The organism is Pseudoalteromonas spongiae UST010723-006, from assembly GCF_000238255.3.
GTDB lineage: Bacteria > Pseudomonadota > Gammaproteobacteria > Enterobacterales > Alteromonadaceae > Pseudoalteromonas > Pseudoalteromonas spongiae.
This window is the reverse complement of record NZ_CP011040.1, coordinates 1,575,752-1,598,238: the sequence shown is the minus strand read 5'-3', so window position 1 is coordinate 1,598,238 and position 22,487 is coordinate 1,575,752. Positions and strand designations below refer to the sequence as shown.

Here is a 22,487-nt window from a genome sequence, read left to right as displayed (position 1 = left end):
ACTAAGGTATTTAAGATTAGAGCTGTGAATAGTTGATCTAACTGTTTGTAAAACATCATTTTATTATTTTTTTTCGGATCGACTTTATACTTGGTAAAGATCCGTTTTATATCTACAGCGAGATCACTCTTTTACTGACTAATTTTTATATTCACCGTTAATGTACAGTTTATGCACAGTACAATTCACAAAAAAGGCCGTTTAGATCAGCTTTTTACTAAGGTAACGCTTTGTAATTGTGCAATTTTTTAAGGAATTACTTAGATCGTGTTAATTAAGATCGGATCCTAACTTGGTTGAGATCAGATCCCTACTAATTCGATCTTGAGTTATCCACATTTTAAATTTTGAGTGCCCATTTTTACTGGCTCAGAACCGATTTTTACCAACTCGGGGCCTCTTTCTCTAAAAAAAACGCTATTTATACTAATAAATCGTGCTTTGAGTTGGTAAAATATCGTTCTGAAAACGATTTGTTAGTAAAAAAGTGATCCCAGTACGTCAAAATTTGATTTGTCTGTGTGTTTTTTACACGAAACAGCCATGTTTATTTCGTTTTATCTATTTTTAGTTGGTAAAAATTTGATCTGAGCAAAAAAAACGAGGCCAGATCACAATTTTACTAACTAATTTAATTAACTTTAGTAATGATCTGTGATGATATTAACAGATAATAAAAATTTAGATGGGAACTTGAATGTCTAATAAAGTAAATATCTCGGTTGAGAATTTGCCGGATACCTTACGTGGGCAGATCCATGGCGTTGAAAGCGCTATTGATAATGAAAATTTGGCATTGTTTACCGATAATAAAGATGTTCGTGTTCCTATTGAAAACGCTCGCCACGATCTTCGCGCGTACTCAAACACTTTTAATCATTATGATCTTTGGGGCCGTTTTGTGCGATCAGGTCATAAAAAACTGCCGGTTGAAGAAGCGCCGGGCAGAACGATTGTTACTCGACGTATCTCTGAACGCATTGATGGTATTCAATACGAAGGCGAATTAAAAATTACGCCTGCGGTTGTTAGTACCAAGCAGCAGGGCGAAGAAAAAGAATTTTTAGTCTGGCCATCTGATCGCGAAGAAAAAGTAGAGCGTGCCCTTATCCGCCTTGCTTCAAAAGGCAAAATTGTAAAAATTAACTTTAAATCGGGTATTCAATACGCGGTTGTATTCTCTATGAATGAGCTGGCACAAGAACTTAAAAGTGTTGGTCAGTCAATGCCTTACCCTCAAATTAAAGAGGCGTTAGAGGCGCTGCAAGGCTCTAAGCTGAGCTTTAAATATTCAGCGAAAGATACCAAAAATACTGATGTTGATGACTCGTTTTATGAGTCGAATATGAACTTTTTATCGTCGTTACATTTTAGCGGTAAAAAAGGTCAAGGCGGTAACATTAAGTGTGTTGCTTGTCTTAATGCCTTCGTTCACAACATGATCGATAACCTTGAATACAAAGGCTATTACTTTAACCGAGCACAAGAGCTTAAACGTGGTTTATCACGTTGGATGATGCTACGTCTTTACCATTTGTGGCGTTATGCTGCTCCAGGAAAAACACATCACTTCCGTTTATTGTCGATTATGGAAAAGTACGGATCAATTACAGGTGATGAAGAAATTACTGAGAACAAACTTAAAGCTTTGCGTCGTGATATGACGACAACGATGAAAGATTTGATCAGTAAAGGGGTAATTTCAGACTACACCATTGATAATGTTAAAGATGATAAGTCTGGCAAAATTGTTGATTACGTTTATGAAATGTTCCCAACAGATGATTTCTGTGAAGAAATGCTGAGCCTAAACAAGCAGAAGAAACGCTTGGAAATTCAAAGTGGTAAACGCATCGCCGATGACGCTATTGTTATTGACAACGAAGAAGATATTGTACAAATCGTTGAAGATTAAACGCTTTTACGGTGTTTCTAAGAAAAGTCGCTCAATTAGGTAGCGACTTTTTTTTGCGCGTGTATCTGGCTTTTTAGCATAATCGCTAAGCTTGCCAATTTTTGTAACCTTTTCAGCGTTAAATAAAATAAACGGTAGCGCTGCACTAACATGATAGCGATCGCTGGCGCTAAACCGCACGTTTACTTGGGGTGACACCCGAATAGGGCGACGAATACGTAGCTTTTTATTTTCACTTAAACCTACTATCCGTTGTTTTTCTTGTTCAACCATTGCTTGCCATGTTGCTTTATCTTGCGTGATCATTGGTTTATGGCTTTGGTTTTGCTGTAAAAAGGTAAGTGCCTGTTTTGCGCTTAAGTGTTGAATTGAATGTTTATGCATCCAAGTAAATCGTACTGAATACGCGCTGCGGCTTTCACAAAAGATCTGGCGATAAAACGCTAGGGTGATCAAGCTAGGAATTGCACTGTGAACCAGTTCAAAACGGGCGTCTTTGCTTTTTTCTGATAATACAATTTGCTTAAAATTTTGTTTTTCTTGATTAATTGCGCTAATAAGCGCTCGTATTTCGGGATCATCCCCTTTAATACCAATCACCCCAGGATGACGAGTCAATAATTTTCCGCTTAACTCGGGCTGTTTAAATACATCTTTAAATGCCGAGCAACTTTTATTGAGCGCATCTAATCCCTCAAAAGGAGTGACGGGAATTTCAGAGGGAGGACGGTGGTTTTCCGCTTCTTTGACTTTTGGCAGTTGATAATAATGACAAAATGCGAGATCTGAATTAACTAACGCGTGTTGTAATTGTTCAATCAGTTGAGTGCACTTATCAAAGTGGCTGCGCAGTAAAAAACGTTTATTCATTCTTTGATCTCTAGCGATACTAAGTGTTTGATGGTATTTACTGTTGCTGACAAGCACAAGCTTTATGCGCCATTTTCTGATATAAACGCAGTATTACCAATCAGTTAAATTGTTTCATGCGCAAACACGCTATTTTTACGTACGGTGTTGGGTTTATTGCTATTTTATTGAGCCTTTTTATTGGGCTCAATGGTGGTAAAACCATTCTGCCTTGGCAGCTAAGCGAAATCGATAAAGTGATTTTATTTGATTTACGTTTAGCAAAAATTATTACTGCTATAACAGTAGGGATCTGTTTGGCGATTGCCGGGCATTTGTTTCAGTTACTGTTAGCTAATCCGCTTGCTGAACCCAGCTTACTTGGCATTTCAGGTATCGCATCGCTTGCTGTTATCTTAGGTGCGGCGGGGTTGATATCAAGTGCCTTTGATTTTAGTGTGTTCTACATGTTTTTATTTGCCTTATGCGGTGCAGCATTGGCAATAAGTGTGATCTTTTTGATCGCGAAAAAGCTCGGAAATTATGCCAGTCTCGCAATTATCTTGGCAGGCATTTGTATCACCACAATTACATCAGCGATTTCTAGTTGGTTTATTTTTTATTCAGATAACGATCAGTTACGCATTTTTAGTGTATGGATGCTCGGTAGCTTTGAACATGTCACTATGACCAGCGCACTGGTAACACTTGCAGCAACCGGTGTAATTGTTTCTTTATTAAAGCGTCGCAGTCGCGCACTTAATTTTGTTTATCTCGGTGATAGAAACGCACAATTGCATGGTATCGACGTAAAACGCTTGCGCTTAGAGTGCTTGTCGGTTGCTGCTTTATTAACGGCGATAGCGGTATCGCTAGGTGGTATTGTGGCATTTTTAGGCTTGTTGGTTCCTCATGCGTGCCGCATGATTTTCGGAAATGACAACAAGCATTTAATCACTAAACTATGCTTCGTTGGCGCTACGACTATGGTGTTTATCGAGTTTTTATCTCGTTCATTAATGAGTACTAACTTACCCTTAGCGCTAGTAAGTGCAACACTTGGTGGTCCGTTATTTATTTGGGTGTTGTTTAAGCACTTTGCGCACAGGAACCATATGTAATGACAGCGCCTATCAGTTTAAGTATTAACGATTTATTGTTAAATCCGTTTAATGGTTTTACGGTTCAGGTGTCTGAGTTGTCGTTAAGCCCTGGTTTTTATCATTTATTAGGTGCAAATGGGGCGGGAAAATCAACCTTACTTGATTGTATTGCAGGCCTCTACAGCGAGGTTTATGGTGCGATTACTATTTCCGGAAGTTGCTACTCATCGTTGTCGCTTCATCAATTAGCGCAAAAGCGGGCGTACTTAACTCAGCAAAACCAAGCTCATTTTTCAATTACTGGTTATGAAATGCTGGCAATTTGTTTTGATAGCGAGATAGAGAGTTTAAAAGTGCTACTTGAAAACAATGCGGTAGTGGGTGGCTTAGAAGTGGCCGATTTACTTGAAAAACCGTTGCAGTTTTTATCCGGCGGCGAACGTCAGCGCTGTTATCTAACGGCTACCTTGCTTGGTTGCGATGAAAAACTAAAGCCTCAGGCCAACTTATTATTGTTGGATGAGCCTTTCACCGGGTTAGATATTAAACATACGTTATGGTTAATCGATTACTTAGAACATATTAGCAGTCGAATTTGTGTTTTATCTTCTCATCATGAGGTGAATTTCGCCTTAAAATCGCAAAACCCCTGTTTATTAATGAAAAAAGGTTCGCTAATAGGCGAATTTAAAGCAGGTCGAGATATTAAAATTTCGAATCTTGTTGATTGTTTTGGCCTTAATTCATCGCAAATAAGTTATGAAAATAATGCTTATTACCAAATATCATGGAACTAAACAAATTATCACTTGAAATTTAATTTTAGCCCTGTAAATTCGGAACTGAGGTTATATTGGAATGAGGAAAAATGTAGTGAAACCTTGGAGTCCGAATAGCTGGAGAGATCTCCCTATTCAACAACAGCCAAATTACAGAGACGCTGAACAATTATCAAACGTAGAAGCACAGTTAAACTCAGCACCACCGCTGGTGTTTGCAGAAGAAACACGTAGTTTATTTAAGTATCTTGAGAATGTGTGCGAAGGTAAAGCCTTCTTACTACAAGGTGGTGACTGCGCAGAAAGCTTTTCAGAGTTTAACGCGGCGAGCATTCGCGATACGTTTAAAACGCTCATGCAAATGGCGGTTGTTTTAACTTACGGTGGTAAGTGTCCTGTCGTTAAAATTGCGCGCATGGCTGGTCAATATGCTAAACCGCGCTCAGCTGATCTTGAAACGATTGATGGCGTTAGCCTACCGTCTTATCGCGGTGATATCGTTAATAGTTTCGAATTTACAGAAGATGCACGTATTCCTGATCCGCAGCGTTTAATGCAGGCGTATCATCACAGTGCGGCAACATTAAACTTATTACGCGCATTTGCTCAAGGTGGTTTAGCAGATTTACATCAAGTAAACCGTTGGAATATGAGCTTTGTTGCGGCAAACCCACTTAAAAACAAATACCAAGAGCTTGCGGATCGCATTCAAGATGCACTGCAGTTTATGGAAGTGTGCGGTATTACATCAGGTAACTCTGCAAATATTCGCGAAACTGAATTGTTTACATCGCACGAAGCGCTACTGCTTGGATATGAAGAAGCATTAACACGTCGCGATCACTTATCGGGTGATTGGTACGATTGTTCTGCGCACTTTGTATGGATTGGTGAGCGTACACGTCAGTTAGATCACGCTCATATTGAGTTCTTCCGTGGCATTAAAAACCCAATCGGTGTGAAAGTGGGCCCTGGCATGGATCCTGACGAACTGATCCGTTTAATTGATGCAGTAAACCCAGATAACATCCCTGGTCGCCTAACGCTTATTACACGCATGGGTGCGGACGTATTACCTGAAAAACTACCTGCGTTGGTACGTAAAGTACAGCAAGAAGGGCGTAAGGTGATTTGGAGTTCAGATCCAATGCACGGTAATACTGAAAAAGCCAGCAATGGTTATAAAACGCGTAGCTTTGATAATATTATGCGTGAAATCAGCCAGTTCTTTGCGGTTCATAAAGCTGAAGGTTCATACCCAGGTGGTATTCACCTAGAAATGACAGGCCAGCACGTAACGGAATGTACCGGTGGTGCATATGGTTTATGTGAGGAAGACTTGGCACAGCGTTATCGCACTCAGTGTGATCCGCGTCTAAACGCCGATCAGGTACTTGAGCTTGGCTTCTTAGTGGCTGATTTATTGAAAGACGCTCGCAAATAAGCGGTGTTTTTTATCACCATAGAAATACATTAAAGGCCTAAATATGGGCCTTTTTTTATGGCTAAATGGATCGGTTTTATACTCATTATCGTTTAATTTTATTTAAACAGTTAAGCTTATTTGCGCTAAGCTTAACGATAGGTTGTTAATATTTATCGCTTTTGTTGTTTTGAGTTATCGATGGTAGGGAGATTGGAGGCATTTTGATACGGATTTTACTGCTTACATTGAGTTTGCTTGCGTTTTCAGCGTTTGCGGAGCAAAACAGCTTGCGTTACAACATGTCTGGTTCTAACAACTGGGTGCCTTACTACATGCCCGATAAAGCAACGCCAGGCATTCTTGGTGAGCTTATTCCGCTTATTCTAGTAGAGGCAAAAATCGAAGGCGTACAGCTTAATTTACCGCCCAAGCGTACCAACCAAGCACTATTAGAAGGCAAACTCGACTTTGATACTGTGTGTGCAGAATGGTTTCCAAACCAAAAGGTCGGCCCTGAATTTGTGTTATCAAAACCCCTGTTTACCGTAAAAGAATATTTTGTTGGGTTAAAAGATGCGGAAAAAACTGCGCACTTAAATCACGACAATATCGGCACCGTTCTTGGTTACTATTACTACGATGATAGCTTGTTTAATCGCATTGATTTTAAATCAGAAAGAGAATTGGTGTTAGCACTTAAAAAAGCGCGTGTTTCGCGCATTCTTATTGGCGATTTAACGGCGAGTTATTGGGGTAAACGTTACGATGTAAATCTCGATTTCCAAAAGCTACATACTGAAGGGCTACTGAGATTACGCCTCAATAAACAAAAGCAGCATTTGTTACCAAAACTTAATGCTGCTATTGATGCGGTTACAGAGCGTGGTGTGATAGCGCGTATTGTATCAAAATACACCCGCCTTTATTCGACTAACCTTAACTAGTGACTAGGATACCCAAATAACGCGCTGAGTTTTGCTCGCAGGGTGTTAGCTTGCTTTAACTGCTTTCTTAAAACACCTAATTGCTTAAAGTTCGCGCTCAGTGGGTTGTCTTTTGGTAATTCACCAACAATGCCATATTTAATGGTAATTGCCTTATCTTCTGGTGCAAATGTGCCAAATAGTTTATCCCAAATAATTAATACACCAGCGTAATTTTTGTCGATGTACGGCCTGTTAGTGGCGTGGTGAATACGATGATGGGTCGGTGTGTTAAATACCTTTTCAAACCAGCCTAAATTACCTATCACTTGAGTATGAACAAAAAACTGATATGCCAGATTAATAGCCACGATCGCGAACACTAAACTCGGTGAAAAGCCAATTAAAATCATCGGCAACCAGAATAGCCACATGCCAACAATCGGATATAAGATGCTTTGTCTAAATGCCGTAGTAAAATTCATATGCGTTGAACTGTGATGTACAACATGAGCCAGCCAAAACCAATGAATATTGTGGGATGCACGATGAAACCAGTAATACAAAAAGTCCTGTAAAATAAAACCAAATAACAAGGATGTGAAGGTGAGTTTAATGTCGAATAAAGCATACTGATGTAGCCATAAAAATATTGGCATTAACAACAGTAATATCACGGCATCTGATGCTTGGTGTAACAGCGCCAGCAAGGTGTTATTAATGCTGTCTTTTATATTGTAGTGTTGCCGCGCTTTTTTAAACTCTAACGCGACACAAATAATAAAAACGGGGCTCAACCCCAGTAAAATAAGTTCAACTGGGATCATAAAATGCTCCTAATTTATCAAGGCAATTGCGAATGTCGTTGGCCAAAATGCGGCGCAATAAAACACCAGGTAAATACCAAGGTGAATTACATTGTATGGTGTAAGTTACGATTGTGTGCTTGCCATGTGGTTGCAAGGTAAAAACGCCCAAATGATCTTTCACAGGAAAGTCGTTTAATACGCGATAACGGATCTCACGTTCACTGGCATGGATAATTTCTTCTAAAAACGTAATACCCAACAGGCTTATTTGCCTTACGCAGCCTTTTCCACCTATTGGCTCGTTATTATCTTGTGGCTTTACAACCTTGAACGACGCATTGAAAAACTGATTAAGGTTTTCGTGATCAATCAACTTAGTAAAAATTTGATCTGGCGAGGCCTGTATTGTTTTTTGATATTGAACAGAAATCATAAAAAATGACACTAATGAACACCTGACAGCAGCATAATTTGACTTTAGCTGTTTATCTTGCGCTAATACGTCATAGTTTTTGTTATTTTACGACAATATTATGGCATCGGTTTCAATTGCGTATTTGCAAAGCATTTTACACTACTTACATGATTTAGGCATAGAACCACCAGCGCATAACGCAAACATTGCGCTGAGTAATAGCGATGGCGCGCACCAAGTTTCAATGGAGCACTATATTGATTTGCTCAATTGCGGCGCGCTTTTAAGTGAGCAAAGCTTGTTTGGTTTTGAACTAGGTAAACGCATTCAAGCCAAAGATTATGGTGTGCTCGGTTATTTGGTTGAAAGCTGTGAAAATTTAGAACAAGCGATTGAGGCACTTATTCGTTTTGATTCGCTAGTTGCGGATATTGGCGAAACTAAGGTGAGTCATAGTGATCACCAGGTCCAGCTAGACTGGCATGTAAAAAGTGACGATTGTAAGCAAATGGTGCTAAGAAACACCACTGCTTGGGTTGCCACGGTACGCAAGATTCTTGGTGAACACTACCAACCTGACGAAGTTACGTTTACTTTTAAATTAAGCCATAATGAGCGGCTTACGCTAAGTAGTTGGTTTAATTGTAATGTGACAATAAACGCAATTAAAAACAGCATCGTTTTTTCTAAAGCGTTACTGTCAATCCCCTTTACAAGTGAAAACAAGGCAATGTTTCAGGCCTTAATACAAGTATCTGAAAAAGAGCTACAAGCACGCCAACCCAATGAAAATATAAAAGAGCAGGTGATATTGCTGCTAAAAGCAAAAAGCAGCTTAAAACACTGTGATCAAAATCGGATCGCAGCTGCTTTGTTTATGAGTCCAAGAACCTTGCAGCGCAAACTGAAACAGCAAAATACTAATTTTATTGAATTATTAACAGATGAGCGAAAATCGCGAGTCGATTTTTTACTAACTCAGCACACAATTGCTGAAACCGCCTACGAGCTCGGTTTTCAAGAACAATCTTCGTTTACGCATGCGTTTAAAAAGTGGTTTTCGACAACACCGCTGCGCTATCAAAAGTTACTGTTTAAAAAATAATTTATGACTTTTTCGCTTTTGATAAATAAAAAAGTTGAAAAAACGCTTTACCTCAACCCGACTTGAGCTTTTAAAGTACCTTCACAATTTTGGCAAAAGGACTTTAAACTGATGAAAAAGTTAGTGTTATTTTCAAGTGCAAATAAACAAGGCAATACAGCAAAACTAATTGAGCAAGTCGCGAAACACCACCAATTGGATGTGATCGATATCGACTCGTTACAGATTTCGCCATACAACTATCAAAATGAATACCCAGAAGACGATTTTTATGCCTTGGTTGAGCGAATTTTAGCGGCCGATAAATTAATTTTTGCATCGCCTGTGTATTGGCATGCACCTACCGCCCCAATTAAACAATTGATCGATCGGATCACTGAGCTAACAGACGTACCAACACTTAAACCAAAAGCCCGTGCGTTTGCTAATAAAAAGGCCTTTGTTTTGGCCACATCGGCAAGTGATGAGCTATGCCCTATTTTTGATGGCTTTTTCGCAAAAGTGTTTAATTATTTTGATATTCAGTACACAGCGAAACTACATGCTAGTTGTCGTGACGGTTTTTCGCTAGATAACACCGTGTTAGCGCAATTTAACGTGGCACTAAATAAGTAGGAGCACACTGATGGAACAATACGTACAAGATTATTTAAATCAGCTCAATGTGGCACCACAACTGCAAGGACTAGCGCTTATATCGGCGCTTTATAAAGCGCATATAGCGACATTCCCTTTTAATAGCGCCAATGTCATTTTAAAAGAAAACTTATCACTTGAACCTGAAGCATTGTTTGACCGTGTAGTTACAAATCGACGAGGCGGATACTGTTTTGAGCACAACAAGGTATTTTACCTTGCCTTAAAAGCGCTTGGTTTTACGGTTAGGCCACTTATAACACGGGTTTTACTTGATGGTAATGAGCAAAATGGCCGCTTGCATCGTGTTACTTTATTAGAGTATCAAGGGAAACAATACATTGTAGATGTGGGCTTTGGCGTGCTTAACCCGCGCTTTATTGTGCCATTAAAAACTACAACGATTGATGCGCCAAATGGTCGGTATAGCCTTGAACAAACTGGCGAGCAAGCGTATCGCTTGGCGTTAGCGCCTAATAATGACCAACCGATCACACTTTATCGTTTTGATTTAAGTGAATTCACCGAGATGGATTGCAATATTGGCCATTTTTATAGCTCGCAACACGAAAATGCGGCATTTGTGAATAATCTAGTGGTATCACGAATAATGGATAACGAGCGCATTTTAATTAGGAATAACCAAGTTACCTTTTTTGACGATGCACTTAACCAGCAAGAGGTATTTACCATTACCTCGCCAAAACAATTACATTCGCTACTGACAGAGCAATGTTTAGTAGAGCTAACATTTGCACAAACGCAGACCTTGTTTGAGTTTATTAATCGAGAAAGGTGATACGACATCTAGCAAACAAAGCGGCCTTTTAGCCGCTTTTGCTGTTTTAGGTTAACTGGCTGGCGCTTTGTCGTTAAACTAAATAATCTGAGCTAAAACCGCAAAAGTGAAAAGTGATGAAACAGAATATTGTAAATATTGCGCTGGTAGTAAAAGACTATGATGAGGCAATCGATTTTTATGTAAATAAGCTTAAGTTTGAATTGATAGAAGACACTTATCAGGCAGAACAAGATAAACGCTGGGTTGTTGTTGCACCACCAAACTCTACCGGTACGGCACTGTTATTAGCAAAGGCATCAAAACCTGAGCAGCACGCGTTTATTGGTAATCAAGCGGGTGGGCGCGTATTTCTATTTTTGAATACCGATGATTTTTGGCGCGATTATGAGCACATGAAATCGGTAGGCGTGTCGTTTATTCGTGAGCCACAACAGCAGCCCTATGGCACCGTCGCCGTATTTGAGGACTTGTACGGAAATCGTTGGGATTTACTACAATTAAACGCTGATCACCCAATGGCAAATAGAGAACGCTGATTGTAAGTCTAAAGAGAGCGGCTAGGAGAAACGCGTATGCAGCATCAAGGTTCATGTTTATGTGGCGCAGTTAAGTATGCGGTAACCGGTAGTTTTAATGCATTTTATTTGTGTCATTGTGCGCGCTGTAAAAAGGGAACCGGTACCGCTCATGGTGCCAATTTATTTGCATTTAATGCGCAGATAGACTGGCTGCAAGGGCTGGAAAAGGTAAAACGTTATCAACATTTAAACACTCGGCATGTGAAAAGTTTTTGCACCGATTGCGGTTCGCCATTGCCAACACACGATCACGATTTTAATTGTGTTGTGGTCCCTGCTGGCAGTTTAGATACAGATGTGCCCATGTCTCCAAGTGCGCAAATTTTTGTTAAAAGCCGCGCGCCTTGGTTTAATGATATTGCGCACACACCTTGTTTTAACGGCTTGCCGAAATAATATGACATAATTTGAACTTGCCGTAGTAAGCGACTTTTAGCGACAGATTTAGTTAATGTGTTTGCAAAGGTTTTGCGATTGCCGTTTTAATTAATTGCATCAGTTGCTTTGCTTAATAACTAGTCTAAAGGTTAAGTATCTGATCTAAATAGTATATATTTTCGTAGTAATAAGCTTAATTAAAACGGAATTTCTAAGGATTTATGACGCATTTTTCAAAATGGGTAGAGCGTTTCCATAATCGCATCGGCAGTAATTCGTCCAAGTGTAACGAACTTGACGATAACGCCTGTCAGGCGCAAAACGGTAATTACCTGTTGTTTGTTGTGTCGCTGGTATTAAGCAAAATCGCCGATTCACTCGCCAGCGCTAAAGTGGTGTTGCCTTGGTTAATGGCAACCACAGGTGCGCCAATCTTTCTAACCTCACTGCTTGTGCCAATACGTGAATCGGGCGCGATGTTGCCACAAATTGTATTGGGTGCGCATATTCGCCGCCAAGCAACGCGTAAGCAATATCTTGTTTATGGCGCGGTATTACAGGCTATTGCGGTACTTGCTTTGCTGTTTGCGGCAATAAGATTGAGTGGCACTGTGGCTGGTATCGCTATTGTTGTTTTAACCATTCTATTTAGTTTGGCACGCGCTATTTCCTCTATCGCAAATAAAGATGTGATGGGTAAAACCATTGATAAAAGTAAACGTGGCAAACTAAGTGGTACCGCCGCAAGCATTGCCGGTGCAATTACAATTGTGTTTGGTGGTGCGTTATATCTGCGCTCAAGCGAACAAGATGGAACGATTATTTTACTTTCGCTGGCTGCTGTATGCTTTTTATTAAGTGCATTTAGTTGTGCGCTTATTAAAGAATATGATGGTGATAAGAACGACGACAAAAGTGCGCTCGATGTTGCAAAAAATAACTTAAAACTACTTAAGCAAGATATTGGTTTTGCTCGTTTTGTGTGGGTACGAAGCCTGATGATAAGCTCTGGTTTAGCGGCCCCTTACTTGGTTTTAATGGCAGAGCAGCAAGCCAGTTCTTCTTATGTTTCGCTAGCCAGTTTAATTGTACTTGGTGGTATCGCAAGCCTTATAAGTGGTCGAATCTGGGGTAAATTGGCAGACAAAAGCAGTAAAGGGCTGATGGCATTTACGGCAAGTTTAAATACGATTATTTGTTTACTTAGTGCAACGCTTATTTGGTTTGAAGTTGACAGTATTTACCCTTACCTTGCATTGTTTTTTGTACTACTTGTAGTGCACGAAGGTGTGCGCCAAGCACGAAAAACATATTTAGTCGATATGGCCGGTGGTAATAAACGAACTGACTATGTATCGGTCAGTAATAGTTTAATTGGCGTGGTGCTGTTACTAATTGGCCTATTAAGCGGGGCATTAGCGCAGTTTTCAATTTTTGCGGTGATGTTAGCGTTTGCGCTTTTTAGTGGCATTGCATTTGCGCTGAGCTTTAACTTGAAAAATGTATCTAAAAAAGACTAATTATGTGTGATTTAAAGGTACGTTATTCCTTGGATTTAAGTTTGTATTGGCGTAATAGTGAAGCTAGTTTTACTTTTCACAAAGATGCAACAGGCCTATTTATCTGCGCTCTAAGTTGATAAATAGACCTAGCTGTTTTATTCCGGTTTTTGCCCTCGGCTTGGTGTAAACGCAATTGAATACGCGTGGTTACTTACTTGGTAATTATCAATTTCAATTTTTGCTTCTTGGTCGAATGCAACAATGAGCTTTGGTTGCGCTACAACTTCTTCGCCCGCGTCGCTTACTTCTAAGATGGCCATTTCTACTTCTGCAACGTCATTATTCTCAGATATCACAAAGTTAAAATGAAATTTGTCGCTAATATTAAACGCTGCTTTTTCGTTAAAATGTACCCACATTGTCATTTGTGACGTGTGTGTGTTTATCGCTTGATCACTCGTGCGTTCGGTCACGTTAAGTTCAAAATTTACAAAAGCACCTTGCTCACTTTTAGTGTTAGCGCTGTTTGGTGCAGCTAGCGCAAGTGTGTGCCATGTAATTAACAATAGTGCCGCTGTAACCGACATGGTATAGGTAAGTTTGTTTTTTAAAGTCATTTCTCTTTGTTCCTTGAGACGTTTTAGTCGTTGAATGTTATTGTTTTTAGTTGAGGTTGCCGTGCAGTTTAAAGTGAGCTGCTGGCTTTGGTGTTGGTGTAAAATTAACTCGGCAAAATCAGCCTGATATGCTTTATGGCCATAATGTTGTGCGCATTGTTCATCACACAGGGCTTCAATATAAAAGCGTGTTTGTTTGCTCAGCTTTTTAACCAGAGGATTCCACCACAACAAACTCTCCACTAAGGTTAAGAACAGCAAACGTAAGTTATCGTTACGTACTTTGTGTGTTTTTTCGTGGTTAACAATAAGCGCGATTTGGTTGGCTTGCGTGATGGAGCTCGATAGCACTATTTTGCTGTTAAAAACTCCCATAAGCATACCACTAGGCACGTTTTCAGCGCGGTAAACGGGCACTGCATGTTGCTTAGATAAGGTGTCGCAATAGCTAAATGATGCGCTATTAACAATGCGTGCGTGTGTTTTTAACTGTCGTATCAAGCGTGTGCTAAATATCACGCCACCCAACAACACACTGCTAAGTAATAGCATTAAACTGAGTTGCTGATAATCAATAAAATGAGTATTAAGACGTGTTTGCTGCGCGGTTATTGTGCTGAATGTTTGCGACAGAATAATTGGATTAACCAATGCATCTGCTGGTAGTAATTTAGCGAGCATAGGGTAGGGAATACACCAAGTAACAAGCGCAAATACCGATAAGCGATAGTTTGCTTTATTTGACCCGTTACCAAATGTTAATAAGCTCAGCACAAGTACCGAAATGCCTATGTTGATCAACAAGTAAAACATCATTTTTGTAAGTCCTTTTTACGTTCTTTAAGCACCGACTCTAAGTATTCAAGATCGTCCATTGAAAGCGATTCCTGCTCTAAAATATGAGCCGCTAATGGTCGGCTTTTACCAAGGAACACTTTGTTTATAAAATCTTTAATTAGCGGCACGCTAACACTTTGTTTTTCTGTGGTAGGTGCGTAAAAAATAGTACGTCCTTGGGTTTTGCTGCGCTTTACACTGCCCTTTTTTTCTAGTCGGTCGATAATCGTTTTAACGGTGCTGTACTTTACGTCGCGTGTATTTGCGATTTGCTTATGAATTTCAGGTGCACTGGCCTCTTTGTGGTGCCAAAAAAGTTGCATCACTTCTAGTTCAAAATTAGAAAGTGCCATCAGAATTCTCTATATCTACAAATGTAGATATATCTTATCTCTACATGTGTAGATATAACAAGCGTTTTTTTAATTGAATGTATGGATTGGCTAATTTAATTAGTTAGTTGATTATTTAGTGCTCAATTTTTCGTTACAGCTTTTAGCTTTGCTATTTGCTGTAGTGCAGTATCTAAATCGCTCGCAAAAAAGTGCGTTATTTCAAGCCTTTCGAAGATTTGTGTTATTTGTTGCTTAGAGATGTTTTTGCTAAAGCTATCGGTAAGTATGGTGGTGTCTGACTGTACATTATTTTGTTTGCGCCACAAAAAATGTTGTTCAAGTAGTGTGATAACTTGTGGAATAAATACCGTTTCACAACGAAGAATTGCACTATGATGCCATGGGTTTCCGGCAAATCCATTTACTATAGCAGCTACGTCGTTATGGTAATGATCAACGGCTTCAATATTCCAAGGCCCTTTTGCATCGGCCACGATGATATTGTTGGGTAATAATGTAAGTGAGAAAGTTCCGTGTTCAATTGCCATTTTATTGGAGTTGGCTAAATTTCATTCTTTGAGTGTAATTCAAATTAACGTGAAATCTAGTTATTGACTGGGCACCAATCAAAGCGCAAATAAAAAGCGCCAATTTGGCGCTTAATAAGGTTGTCACTTTTCCAATCTCAATATGCGGGATGTGACGAAGCTATTCTATCTATCAAGTTTAAATCGTTAACCAACCTTTAAGCAAAAGGCCTGGCTAGTTAATTTTTGCAGCCAAAATATTAAGTTGCCATTGCTGTGCGTTTTGATTTTTCGCAACCGTGAGGGCCTTTTTGTAATAGTGCTGCGCATTTTTAGTATCGCCTAGTTGCTCGTAAACGCCAGCAATTGCTTTTAAATGACTTATTGATTCAACATGCTGACTTTCACTTTCTTTTAGAATAGTTAACGCAGCCTTTGGCGAATCAAAATGACCGGCGTAACTTGCTTGCTTTGCTACTAAAACTTGGCTTGATTGTGGCAAAATATCAATTGCTGATGCGATAAACTCGGGCACGTTATCAACTAATTGATTGCGGTAGTGATAGCGCATTAAACTTTGCGCGACACTATTGGGCATTGCTTGTTTTAGCTGCCATTTCTCTTGTAAAGCAGCATAATGCTCGATAATTGACTGCGGCGTTTTTGTTGCAAGTTCGCGCTCATTAATGTGCCACCCTTTGAAAATCGTTTTTAAACTATTTCGTAATGCAATTAAACCTACTGAGTTATGATTTTCATCTGGGTAATGGGTAAATTGCCACGTTAGATTAGCGCCAGGGTTTAAGTCCAAATAATTAATAAAATCATATTGCCCCATGCGGGTTTCATCGCCAAGGGCTAAGTGAAGCGAAATCGGCGTATCGATTTGTTGCTTTAATTGGTTGTTGGCTTTTTTAACTATGGCGTTATCGCCAACCCAAACAGACGGGCTAATCGCAATATAATGATTAAAACTATTGGGCTTTTCAATTAACGTATTGAGTACAAACAGCCCGCCAATCGACTGACCCACCAAAATATGATTATTTGCTGTGCGGTAGTGTTTACTAATATAAGGTTTTACTTCTTCGGCTAAATAGGTGGCAAATTTTGTCGCATTGTCGGGCGTTTTTTGCTCGTTAAAGCTAGGTGTCATATAGCTACGGTATGACTGAGTGCCTTTATCAGCAATTGCCACCAAAATCACATTTGGAATCAGTTCGCCTTTATTGGCGAGCATATCTAACATGCCAGATACCGCGTTAAAATTGTAGTCGCCATCAAGCAAGTAAATTACGGGGTAAGTCGCATTGGGGTTTGCCGCGTAGCTTTCAGGCAGTAATATTTGAATTGTTCTGTCTTCATTTAGCGTGCTAGACGCGGTAGTGATACGTTGAGCTTGTGCCTCAATGGTCGTTGCGAAAAATACGACACATATTAAAAATAGCTGAAAAAAGCGTTTCATCTGGGGTCCTGTTTTATGTTGTTTCTATCCGTATGCTTTGGGTCTGCTGAATTTGATAAATTAACAGACCCTAGGATCATTACCTAAATTACTTTAAAGTGAAAATAATTACGATAAAACACAGATTGAGGTCGTTGCGATGATTAAAGGGGCATGTAATTGCAATGCGGTGCAGTTTGAAATAACCCGTGATGTAAAAGACATTTACATGTGTCACTGTTCGATTTGCCGCAAGGCGACAGGCACAAATGGTATTGGTGTGCTGGTGGTTGCTAATGCCGACTTTAAATGGCAAAGCGGAGCAGACCATATCGCAACGTGGAAAAAACCAAACAGCGACTGGCAAACATGGTTTTGCGCTGTGTGCGGCTCTAAATTACCGGGCGATAACGACAGTGAACGAAAGTTTATTCCGGTAGGGCTAATCACTCATGGTGCTGAGCAGTTTAAAGTACGCCATCATATTTGGGTTGATTCAAAAGCGTCGTGGGATGAGATTGGCGATGATGGGTTGCAGCATCCAAACGCCTACGGCACAGCAAATTCAAATGATTAGCCTACAAAAAGCAACACAAAACGATGTTGACTATCTAGTATCGCTGCGAAAATTAACCATGCACAGCTATTTGCTTGAGGCGGGTATGCCGTGTTCGGAGCAAGATCATTTAGCGCGTGTTAATTATCAATTTGCTGCAACGCACTTAATAGTTTTCGATGGCAACATTGTTGGTATGGTCAAATTTGCTAATCAGCTTGAAACTGGGTGTTGTTACATTTATCAATTACAAATCCACCCTGATTTTCAAAATAAGCAACTTGGTAGCCAAGTTATGGCGTTAATGATTGAAAACGCCAAAGTGCAGCAGCTCGATGTAGCGCTGAGTGTAATCAAACAAAACCTGGCATATGGGTTGTATTTGAAGTTGGGTTTTCAAGTTGTAGGTGAAGACTACGCCGAATATTTGATGCGAAGGCCTCGAGATCATAGTTACCAGCACTTGCTTGAACGCGATGTGTTAGACGACCCGCTTCGGATGTCAGCACTTAATGCGGTACGCCAACTTAATATACCAAGTGCGTATATTGCGGCTGGTTTTTTACGTAACTTGGTGTGGGACAAACTTCATGGGAAAACTAAATTAAGTGGTTTAAATGACGTTGATGTTATTTACTTTGACCAAAACGAGACAGACCACAATATTGCAAAAAATCATCAAGCAAGCTTAGTTCAGTTAATGCCAAACGTAAATTGGCAAGTAAAAAATCAGGCGTTAATGCACATAAAAAATCACGATAACCCTTATCGTTGTTTGGTGGATGCGATGCGTTACTGGCCTGAAAAAGAAACCGCCGTTGCGGTGAAACTAAACCATATGAATCAGCTTACCTTTATCTCGGGTTTTGGTTTTGAGTCGTTATTTAATTTAAGCCTGCGGTATAATCCCAAACGTGATAAAGCTATTTTTTTAACACGACTTAATAACAAAAAGTGGCAAGAAAAATGGCCTAAATTAACATTAGAGCTGTAAACGGGGTTTACAGCTTGTGCAGCTTAACTTGGTTTTTAAACCATAAATAGGAAGAAGTATTAATGAGAGCGGAACTTAGGCAAAAAATAATTTCAGTATGCGATAAAAAAATTGCAGCGAAAGGCGATAACGTAGGCGTGTCATTTTACGCGTTTTTTGCCAATAAAAACGACGACCCTGAACGTTTAATGGAAGCAGCTACGTGGTGGATTGAAACACATAAACTTGATCATTTTGAAAAAGCGACAAAAATTAAGAATATGGTACTAGCTGAGCAATAAGAACAAAGCTATTTTGTAAGGCTAACACACGTATTTTGGAAACCCGCAAGCGTAATACTCATTATGGATTTTAAACATTTGAATAGAACTTAGATCGTAAAGGTCAACACGCTCTATGTTGTCCAAGGGGAGATGCATTTAGTTCAGCCCACTTGAGCTAAATAACAAGAATATGAAAACAGTATTAAAGCCTTGGCAATTTAATCTAATTACCTGCTGCATATACTTGCTGTTTGCTATTTTTACGATGCAAGCACTGCATACTCTCTCTACGTGGCCGCCTGCGGGAGTCGCGCTTGCTGCGGTCACTTTATTTGGGCGTAAAGCATGGCTCGGCGTTGCTGCGGGATCTATGCTGGCGGTGTTATATCATTTTTATCTCAATAATTTAGATCCATTCTCGTTTAATCATCTTGTTATAAACCTAGCTACATCAACCGGAAATACGCTAGCGGCACTGTGTGCATTTAATATTATGTACAAGCAAATTGTGTTACATAATCCATTAAAAAGAGTCGAAAATGTCGCTGGCACGTTTATTTTTGCCTGCGTGGCAATGGGCATGGTTTCGGCTATTTTTGGTGTAGGCATTTATTATGTGCTTGGGCTTGAGTGGTTTGATGGTTTATTTTTTGGCATTTTGAATTGGAGCATTAGTAACGCGCTTGCGGCAATTGCGATAAGCCCTGCACTTTATTTTTTATGGCGACGCTGGCCGCATAAAATGACAACCCAAAATGTTACGCAGTCTTTGCTAATAACCGCCATTACAGTGTTATGCTGTTATTTAATTTTTGGCCCTGGCTACACACATTTAGATTTACCTATTTTACAGCCGTCTCTAATACTGTTTCCGCTTTTGTATTGTGCTATGCGCTTGTCATCAACTTTAACCAGCTGTATGAATATGTTGGTGTTTTTTCTTACTTGGATTGGTAGTAACCAAGGTTGGGGCTATTTTTATGAACATCATGCCGGCGATGCGGAAATCACTTTGCAGTTTTTCTTTTTGTTTATTTTTGCGGTGGTGCTTTTGGTGCAAGCTGTGTTTAATCAAAGGCAAGATGAGCAAGAAGAATTAACCCGATTACTAGAACAACGGGTTGAAGAGCGCACATGCCAATTAGAATATCAAAAACAAAAGGCGCTTAAGCTGGCGGTGACCGATCCACTTACTGAACTATACAATCGCAGAGGTTTTTTTAAAACTGCCCATCATTTATTTAGCCAATATTTGCGCCATCCGGGATCATGTGCGCTGCTGTTATTAGATTTAGATAAATTTAAACTAATCAATGACAAATACGGCCATGCGATGGGCGATGAAGTGATAAAAAACACGGCAGATGTACTGCGGCAATTTACCCGTGAATCTGATATTACTGGGCGAATTGGCGGCGAAGAACTAGTTGTGTTTTTGCCTATGTCAACGCAAGATGAAGCAATTTCGCTCGCAGAGCGTATACGCCAAGCCGTGTCAGAGCAGCAAGTAACATTGGATAATGTAACCGTGCAATATACTCTAAGTATTGGCGTGAGTACGTTTGATCAAAATGATAAAACGCTAGAAACCATGCTTAAACGTGCAGATAAAGCGCTTTATATCGCAAAAAACCAAGGTCGCAATCAAGTACAATATTGCTGATAATTGCGCCTACTGAAAACCTCATTTGGTAAGACATTACTATGTGATGTGGCAGATATTTCAGGATTTTAGTATCAATTTGGTTAGAGCCTATCTAGCAATTTAGTTTTCTCGCCTCTTTGATATTTTAGTTTGTTTAACGTTTGTTGAGATAAAACTAATAATTTATTGGGATTAGTAGTACTAAATGTGATATAAATCATACTGTTACTTTATCTTGATAAAGTGTTTTTAAAAACAATCTTTAGGGTCTTTACGGCTTTCTTGGTAGTTTTTGTAGTGGTTAAACTAAGGTTTATACAAAACTGACTTAGCATCGCTTTGTAGTAAATACTCACTTAATCCCGCAAAAATTCAAAAGCCCATAAACACCCCTCTCAATATTTCAAAGGATTTTGAATTCATGAAAAAGTTAGCATCAGCAGTCGCTATTACTTCTACGTTACTACTTTCTGGTTGTATGACAGTAGTGCAAAACTCACAGCAAGCGTCACTTGAAACCAATAAAACCGTTACTGTAATTGACGACACACGCACACGTGATGGCGTGCGTGACTCAATTACTGGTTGGTTAACAAAACAAGGTTACCAATTTGAAGTTGTAGAAACGCCAAATTATGTACTTGAGTATGACCAAGCTATTGTATATCAAGCAAATTGGGCGTGGGATATTACAACTTACATGCGTTATGCAGATATTAGTTTATACAACAAAAACAATCGTATCGGTAACGTAAGAGTAGATACTGTTGGTTGTGGTGGTTTTGGTAAGTTCGGTAACGCTGCAGAACGTATTTCGCTATCAATGGATTTACTGTTTAAGAAAATCGATACAAAACAAGCTGAAAAGCTAATTTGTAAAGCGTAATTATAAAAACAAATACAATAGCGCATCGTCTGTGTTGTAAATAAAAACTAGGCTATAGCTGTTGTTTATTGCGCTAGCGATTTAACAGCTTTAGCTTAAATAAATGTACGCTTCCCATAGTTAAAGTGGGAAATATTTAACAAGATGCTCTTAAAAAGCGCTGATAATTCAGCGCTTTTTTATTTTCGCTAGTCTTTATTGCATTTGATATTTTAGCTAAACCAATACACTGTTTATTGCCACTAGCTAGTGGTTAAATTGAGCTCTTTTAGCCCTGAAATTAGGTGATCCAAAAATGCTTTTACTTTTGCTAGTGGGTACTTTCTTCCCGAGTATAATGCATATAAAACAAGATCTTCAGGTTCGCAGTTTAGCGCTATTTTGATAAGACTACCGTTATCAATTTCTGTTTGGCACGCATGCATCGGCAATATCGCAAAGCCAAGTCCTTTTAATGCCGCCGCTTTTGCCATGTGACCACTATTGACCTTGTAATCTGATTGCACCTGAATGGTTTGCTCGCCTTTAAATCGCCAAGGCATACCTTGCAGTACGGATAGCGACGTGATGCACGGCACTTTGCTCATATCGCTTAATGACTTTGGTAATGCGGTATGCTCAAGCAAACGAGGAGACGCCACCACACAGCTAGGCCAGCGAATAATTTCTTTAGCTACCCAGCCGGAATCCTCTAATGCGCCACGACCAAAGCGTAACACCAAATCGTAGCCATCTAACAAGCCTTCTTGCGGGTTTAAGTGGGTATCGCAGCTGAGATTAATTTGTGCATGCTCAAAACAAAAATCCGCAATAATCTCAGCTAGAAAGGGAAGATCTGGCATCACGACCTTTAGGTGCCCAGATAATGAATCGCCAAATTGAGAAACTTCTTCCAACGCATCATTTATCGCACAGGTAAGCGGTGTAATTGACTGATAAAGCTGTTTTCCAGCGGCAGTTGAAATCATTTTTCGCGTTGTGCGCTCCAGCAATCGTAACCCGAGGTTTTGCTCCAATAAGGCGACATGTCGACTGACATTCGAGGTCGGTATTTCTAGTTGTTCTGCCGCTAACTTAAAACTGAGTTGTTCATAAACAACCTGAAAGCTAAGTAACCATTGCAGCTCTATTTTTTCTATCACTATTAACTCAAATAATGGGAT

The 22,487-nt window shown here is 39.6% G+C and carries 24 protein-coding genes; 16 read left to right on the top strand and 8 right to left on the bottom strand.

Annotation, left to right across the window (positions count from 1 at the left end; genetic code table 11):
- The first annotated feature begins 697 nt into the window (after window positions 1-697).
- Window positions 698-1,915: a hypothetical protein gene (locus tag PSPO_RS21530; RefSeq protein ID WP_010558445.1), complete on the top strand. Its 1,218-nt coding sequence runs from the start codon at window positions 698-700 to the stop codon at window positions 1,913-1,915.
- 6 nt (window positions 1,916-1,921) lie between these two features.
- Here the strand turns inward: PSPO_RS21530 and PSPO_RS21525 are convergent, their stop codons facing one another.
- Window positions 1,922-2,785: a DNA replication terminus site-binding protein gene (locus PSPO_RS21525; protein ID WP_010558446.1), complete on the bottom strand. Its 864-nt coding sequence runs from the start codon at window positions 2,783-2,785 to the stop codon at window positions 1,922-1,924.
- Window positions 2,786-2,901: 116 nt separating this feature from the next.
- Between PSPO_RS21525 and PSPO_RS21520 the strand changes: the two genes are divergently transcribed.
- The 4 genes from PSPO_RS21520 (at window position 2,902) to PSPO_RS21505 (ending at window position 7,016) form a co-directional block, all read left to right on the top strand.
- Window positions 2,902-3,885: a FecCD family ABC transporter permease gene (locus PSPO_RS21520; RefSeq protein ID WP_010558447.1), complete on the top strand. Its 984-nt coding sequence runs from the start codon at window positions 2,902-2,904 to the stop codon at window positions 3,883-3,885.
- Window positions 3,885-4,664: an ATP-binding cassette domain-containing protein gene (locus PSPO_RS21515; RefSeq protein WP_010558448.1), complete on the top strand. Its 780-nt coding sequence runs from the start codon at window positions 3,885-3,887 to the stop codon at window positions 4,662-4,664. Before PSPO_RS21520 ends, PSPO_RS21515 begins: the two co-directional genes overlap by 1 nt.
- Before the next feature lie 76 nt (window positions 4,665-4,740).
- Complete coding sequence (locus tag PSPO_RS21510) at window positions 4,741-6,090, top strand: class II 3-deoxy-7-phosphoheptulonate synthase (protein ID WP_010558449.1); 1,350 nt, start codon at window positions 4,741-4,743, stop codon at window positions 6,088-6,090.
- Between the two features lie 203 nt (window positions 6,091-6,293).
- Window positions 6,294-7,016, top strand: coding sequence for a transporter substrate-binding domain-containing protein (locus PSPO_RS21505; protein ID WP_040642081.1), 723 nt, complete (start codon window positions 6,294-6,296; stop codon window positions 7,014-7,016).
- On the opposite strand, the gene PSPO_RS21500 is transcribed toward PSPO_RS21505, so the two are convergent.
- Both PSPO_RS21500 and PSPO_RS21495 read right to left on the bottom strand, forming a co-directional pair.
- Window positions 7,013-7,822, bottom strand: coding sequence for a sterol desaturase family protein (locus tag PSPO_RS21500; RefSeq protein WP_010558451.1), 810 nt, complete (start codon window positions 7,820-7,822; stop codon window positions 7,013-7,015). The two genes, PSPO_RS21505 and PSPO_RS21500, sit on opposite strands and share 4 nt — an antisense overlap.
- Window positions 7,809-8,237, bottom strand: coding sequence for an SRPBCC family protein (locus tag PSPO_RS21495; RefSeq protein WP_040642173.1), 429 nt, complete (start codon window positions 8,235-8,237; stop codon window positions 7,809-7,811). Before PSPO_RS21495 ends, PSPO_RS21500 begins: the two co-directional genes overlap by 14 nt.
- 100 nt (window positions 8,238-8,337) lie before the next feature.
- On the opposite strand from PSPO_RS21495, the gene PSPO_RS21490 reads away from it, so the two are divergent.
- The 6 genes from PSPO_RS21490 (at window position 8,338) to PSPO_RS21465 (ending at window position 13,238) form a co-directional block, all read left to right on the top strand.
- A complete protein-coding gene (locus PSPO_RS21490; protein WP_010558453.1) occupies window positions 8,338-9,324 on the top strand; it encodes an AraC family transcriptional regulator in 987 nt (328 codons plus the stop codon).
- 111 nt (window positions 9,325-9,435) lie between these two features.
- The gene (locus PSPO_RS21485) at window positions 9,436-9,939 is read left to right on the top strand and encodes a flavodoxin family protein (RefSeq protein ID WP_010558454.1); all 504 of its coding nucleotides are present in this window, start codon (window positions 9,436-9,438) and stop codon (window positions 9,937-9,939) included.
- Window positions 9,940-9,949: 10 nt separating this feature from the next.
- Complete coding sequence (locus PSPO_RS21480; protein ID WP_010558455.1) at window positions 9,950-10,759, top strand: arylamine N-acetyltransferase family protein; 810 nt, start codon at window positions 9,950-9,952, stop codon at window positions 10,757-10,759.
- Between the two features lie 116 nt (window positions 10,760-10,875).
- On the top strand, window positions 10,876-11,298 hold the full coding sequence (locus PSPO_RS21475; RefSeq protein ID WP_010558456.1) for a VOC family protein: 423 nt from the start codon (window positions 10,876-10,878) through the stop codon (window positions 11,296-11,298).
- A gap of 36 nt (window positions 11,299-11,334) precedes the next feature.
- A complete protein-coding gene (locus PSPO_RS21470; RefSeq protein ID WP_010558457.1) occupies window positions 11,335-11,736 on the top strand; it encodes a GFA family protein in 402 nt (133 codons plus the stop codon).
- A 203-nt stretch (window positions 11,737-11,939) separates the two neighbouring features.
- Window positions 11,940-13,238 (top strand): MFS transporter, encoded by a 1,299-nt coding sequence (locus PSPO_RS21465; RefSeq protein WP_010558458.1) that lies wholly within the window; start codon window positions 11,940-11,942, stop codon window positions 13,236-13,238.
- A 137-nt stretch (window positions 13,239-13,375) separates the two neighbouring features.
- Here the strand turns inward: PSPO_RS21465 and PSPO_RS21460 are convergent, their stop codons facing one another.
- From PSPO_RS21460 to PSPO_RS21445, 4 genes are all read right to left on the bottom strand, one after another.
- Entirely contained in the window at window positions 13,376-14,653 is a 1,278-nt protein-coding gene (locus tag PSPO_RS21460; RefSeq protein WP_010558459.1) for a M56 family metallopeptidase, read from the bottom strand.
- Window positions 14,650-15,027, bottom strand: a complete 378-nt coding sequence (locus PSPO_RS21455; RefSeq protein ID WP_010558460.1) for a BlaI/MecI/CopY family transcriptional regulator — start codon at window positions 15,025-15,027, stop codon at window positions 14,650-14,652. Before PSPO_RS21455 ends, PSPO_RS21460 begins: the two co-directional genes overlap by 4 nt.
- 122 nt (window positions 15,028-15,149) lie before the next feature.
- Window positions 15,150-15,557 carry a hypothetical protein gene (locus PSPO_RS21450; protein ID WP_010558461.1) on the bottom strand — a complete coding sequence of 136 codons (408 nt, stop codon included), beginning with the start codon at window positions 15,555-15,557 and terminating at the stop codon, window positions 15,150-15,152.
- Window positions 15,558-15,771: 214 nt separating this feature from the next.
- Window positions 15,772-17,001, bottom strand: a complete 1,230-nt coding sequence (locus PSPO_RS21445) for an alpha/beta hydrolase-fold protein (protein WP_010558462.1) — start codon at window positions 16,999-17,001, stop codon at window positions 15,772-15,774.
- A 139-nt stretch (window positions 17,002-17,140) separates the two neighbouring features.
- Here PSPO_RS21445 and PSPO_RS21440 point away from each other — a divergent pair, with 139 nt between their 5' ends.
- From PSPO_RS21440 to PSPO_RS21420, 5 genes are all read left to right on the top strand, one after another.
- A complete protein-coding gene (locus tag PSPO_RS21440; RefSeq protein ID WP_010558463.1) occupies window positions 17,141-17,557 on the top strand; it encodes a GFA family protein in 417 nt (138 codons plus the stop codon).
- Complete coding sequence (locus tag PSPO_RS21815) at window positions 17,550-18,530, top strand: nucleotidyltransferase family protein (protein WP_010558464.1); 981 nt, start codon at window positions 17,550-17,552, stop codon at window positions 18,528-18,530. The genes PSPO_RS21440 and PSPO_RS21815 overlap by 8 nt, the downstream gene beginning before the upstream one ends.
- A gap of 62 nt (window positions 18,531-18,592) precedes the next feature.
- The gene (locus PSPO_RS21430) at window positions 18,593-18,811 is read left to right on the top strand and encodes a DUF6500 family protein (protein ID WP_010558465.1); all 219 of its coding nucleotides are present in this window, start codon (window positions 18,593-18,595) and stop codon (window positions 18,809-18,811) included.
- Between the two features lie 172 nt (window positions 18,812-18,983).
- Complete coding sequence (locus PSPO_RS21425; protein ID WP_010558466.1) at window positions 18,984-20,456, top strand: sensor domain-containing diguanylate cyclase; 1,473 nt, start codon at window positions 18,984-18,986, stop codon at window positions 20,454-20,456.
- Window positions 20,457-20,859: 403 nt separating this feature from the next.
- Window positions 20,860-21,324 (top strand): Sbal_3080 family lipoprotein, encoded by a 465-nt coding sequence (locus PSPO_RS21420; protein WP_010558467.1) that lies wholly within the window; start codon window positions 20,860-20,862, stop codon window positions 21,322-21,324.
- A 242-nt stretch (window positions 21,325-21,566) separates the two neighbouring features.
- On the opposite strand, the gene PSPO_RS21415 is transcribed toward PSPO_RS21420, so the two are convergent.
- A complete protein-coding gene (locus PSPO_RS21415; RefSeq protein WP_040642158.1) occupies window positions 21,567-22,466 on the bottom strand; it encodes a LysR family transcriptional regulator in 900 nt (299 codons plus the stop codon).
- Window positions 22,467-22,487 lie beyond the last annotated feature (21 nt).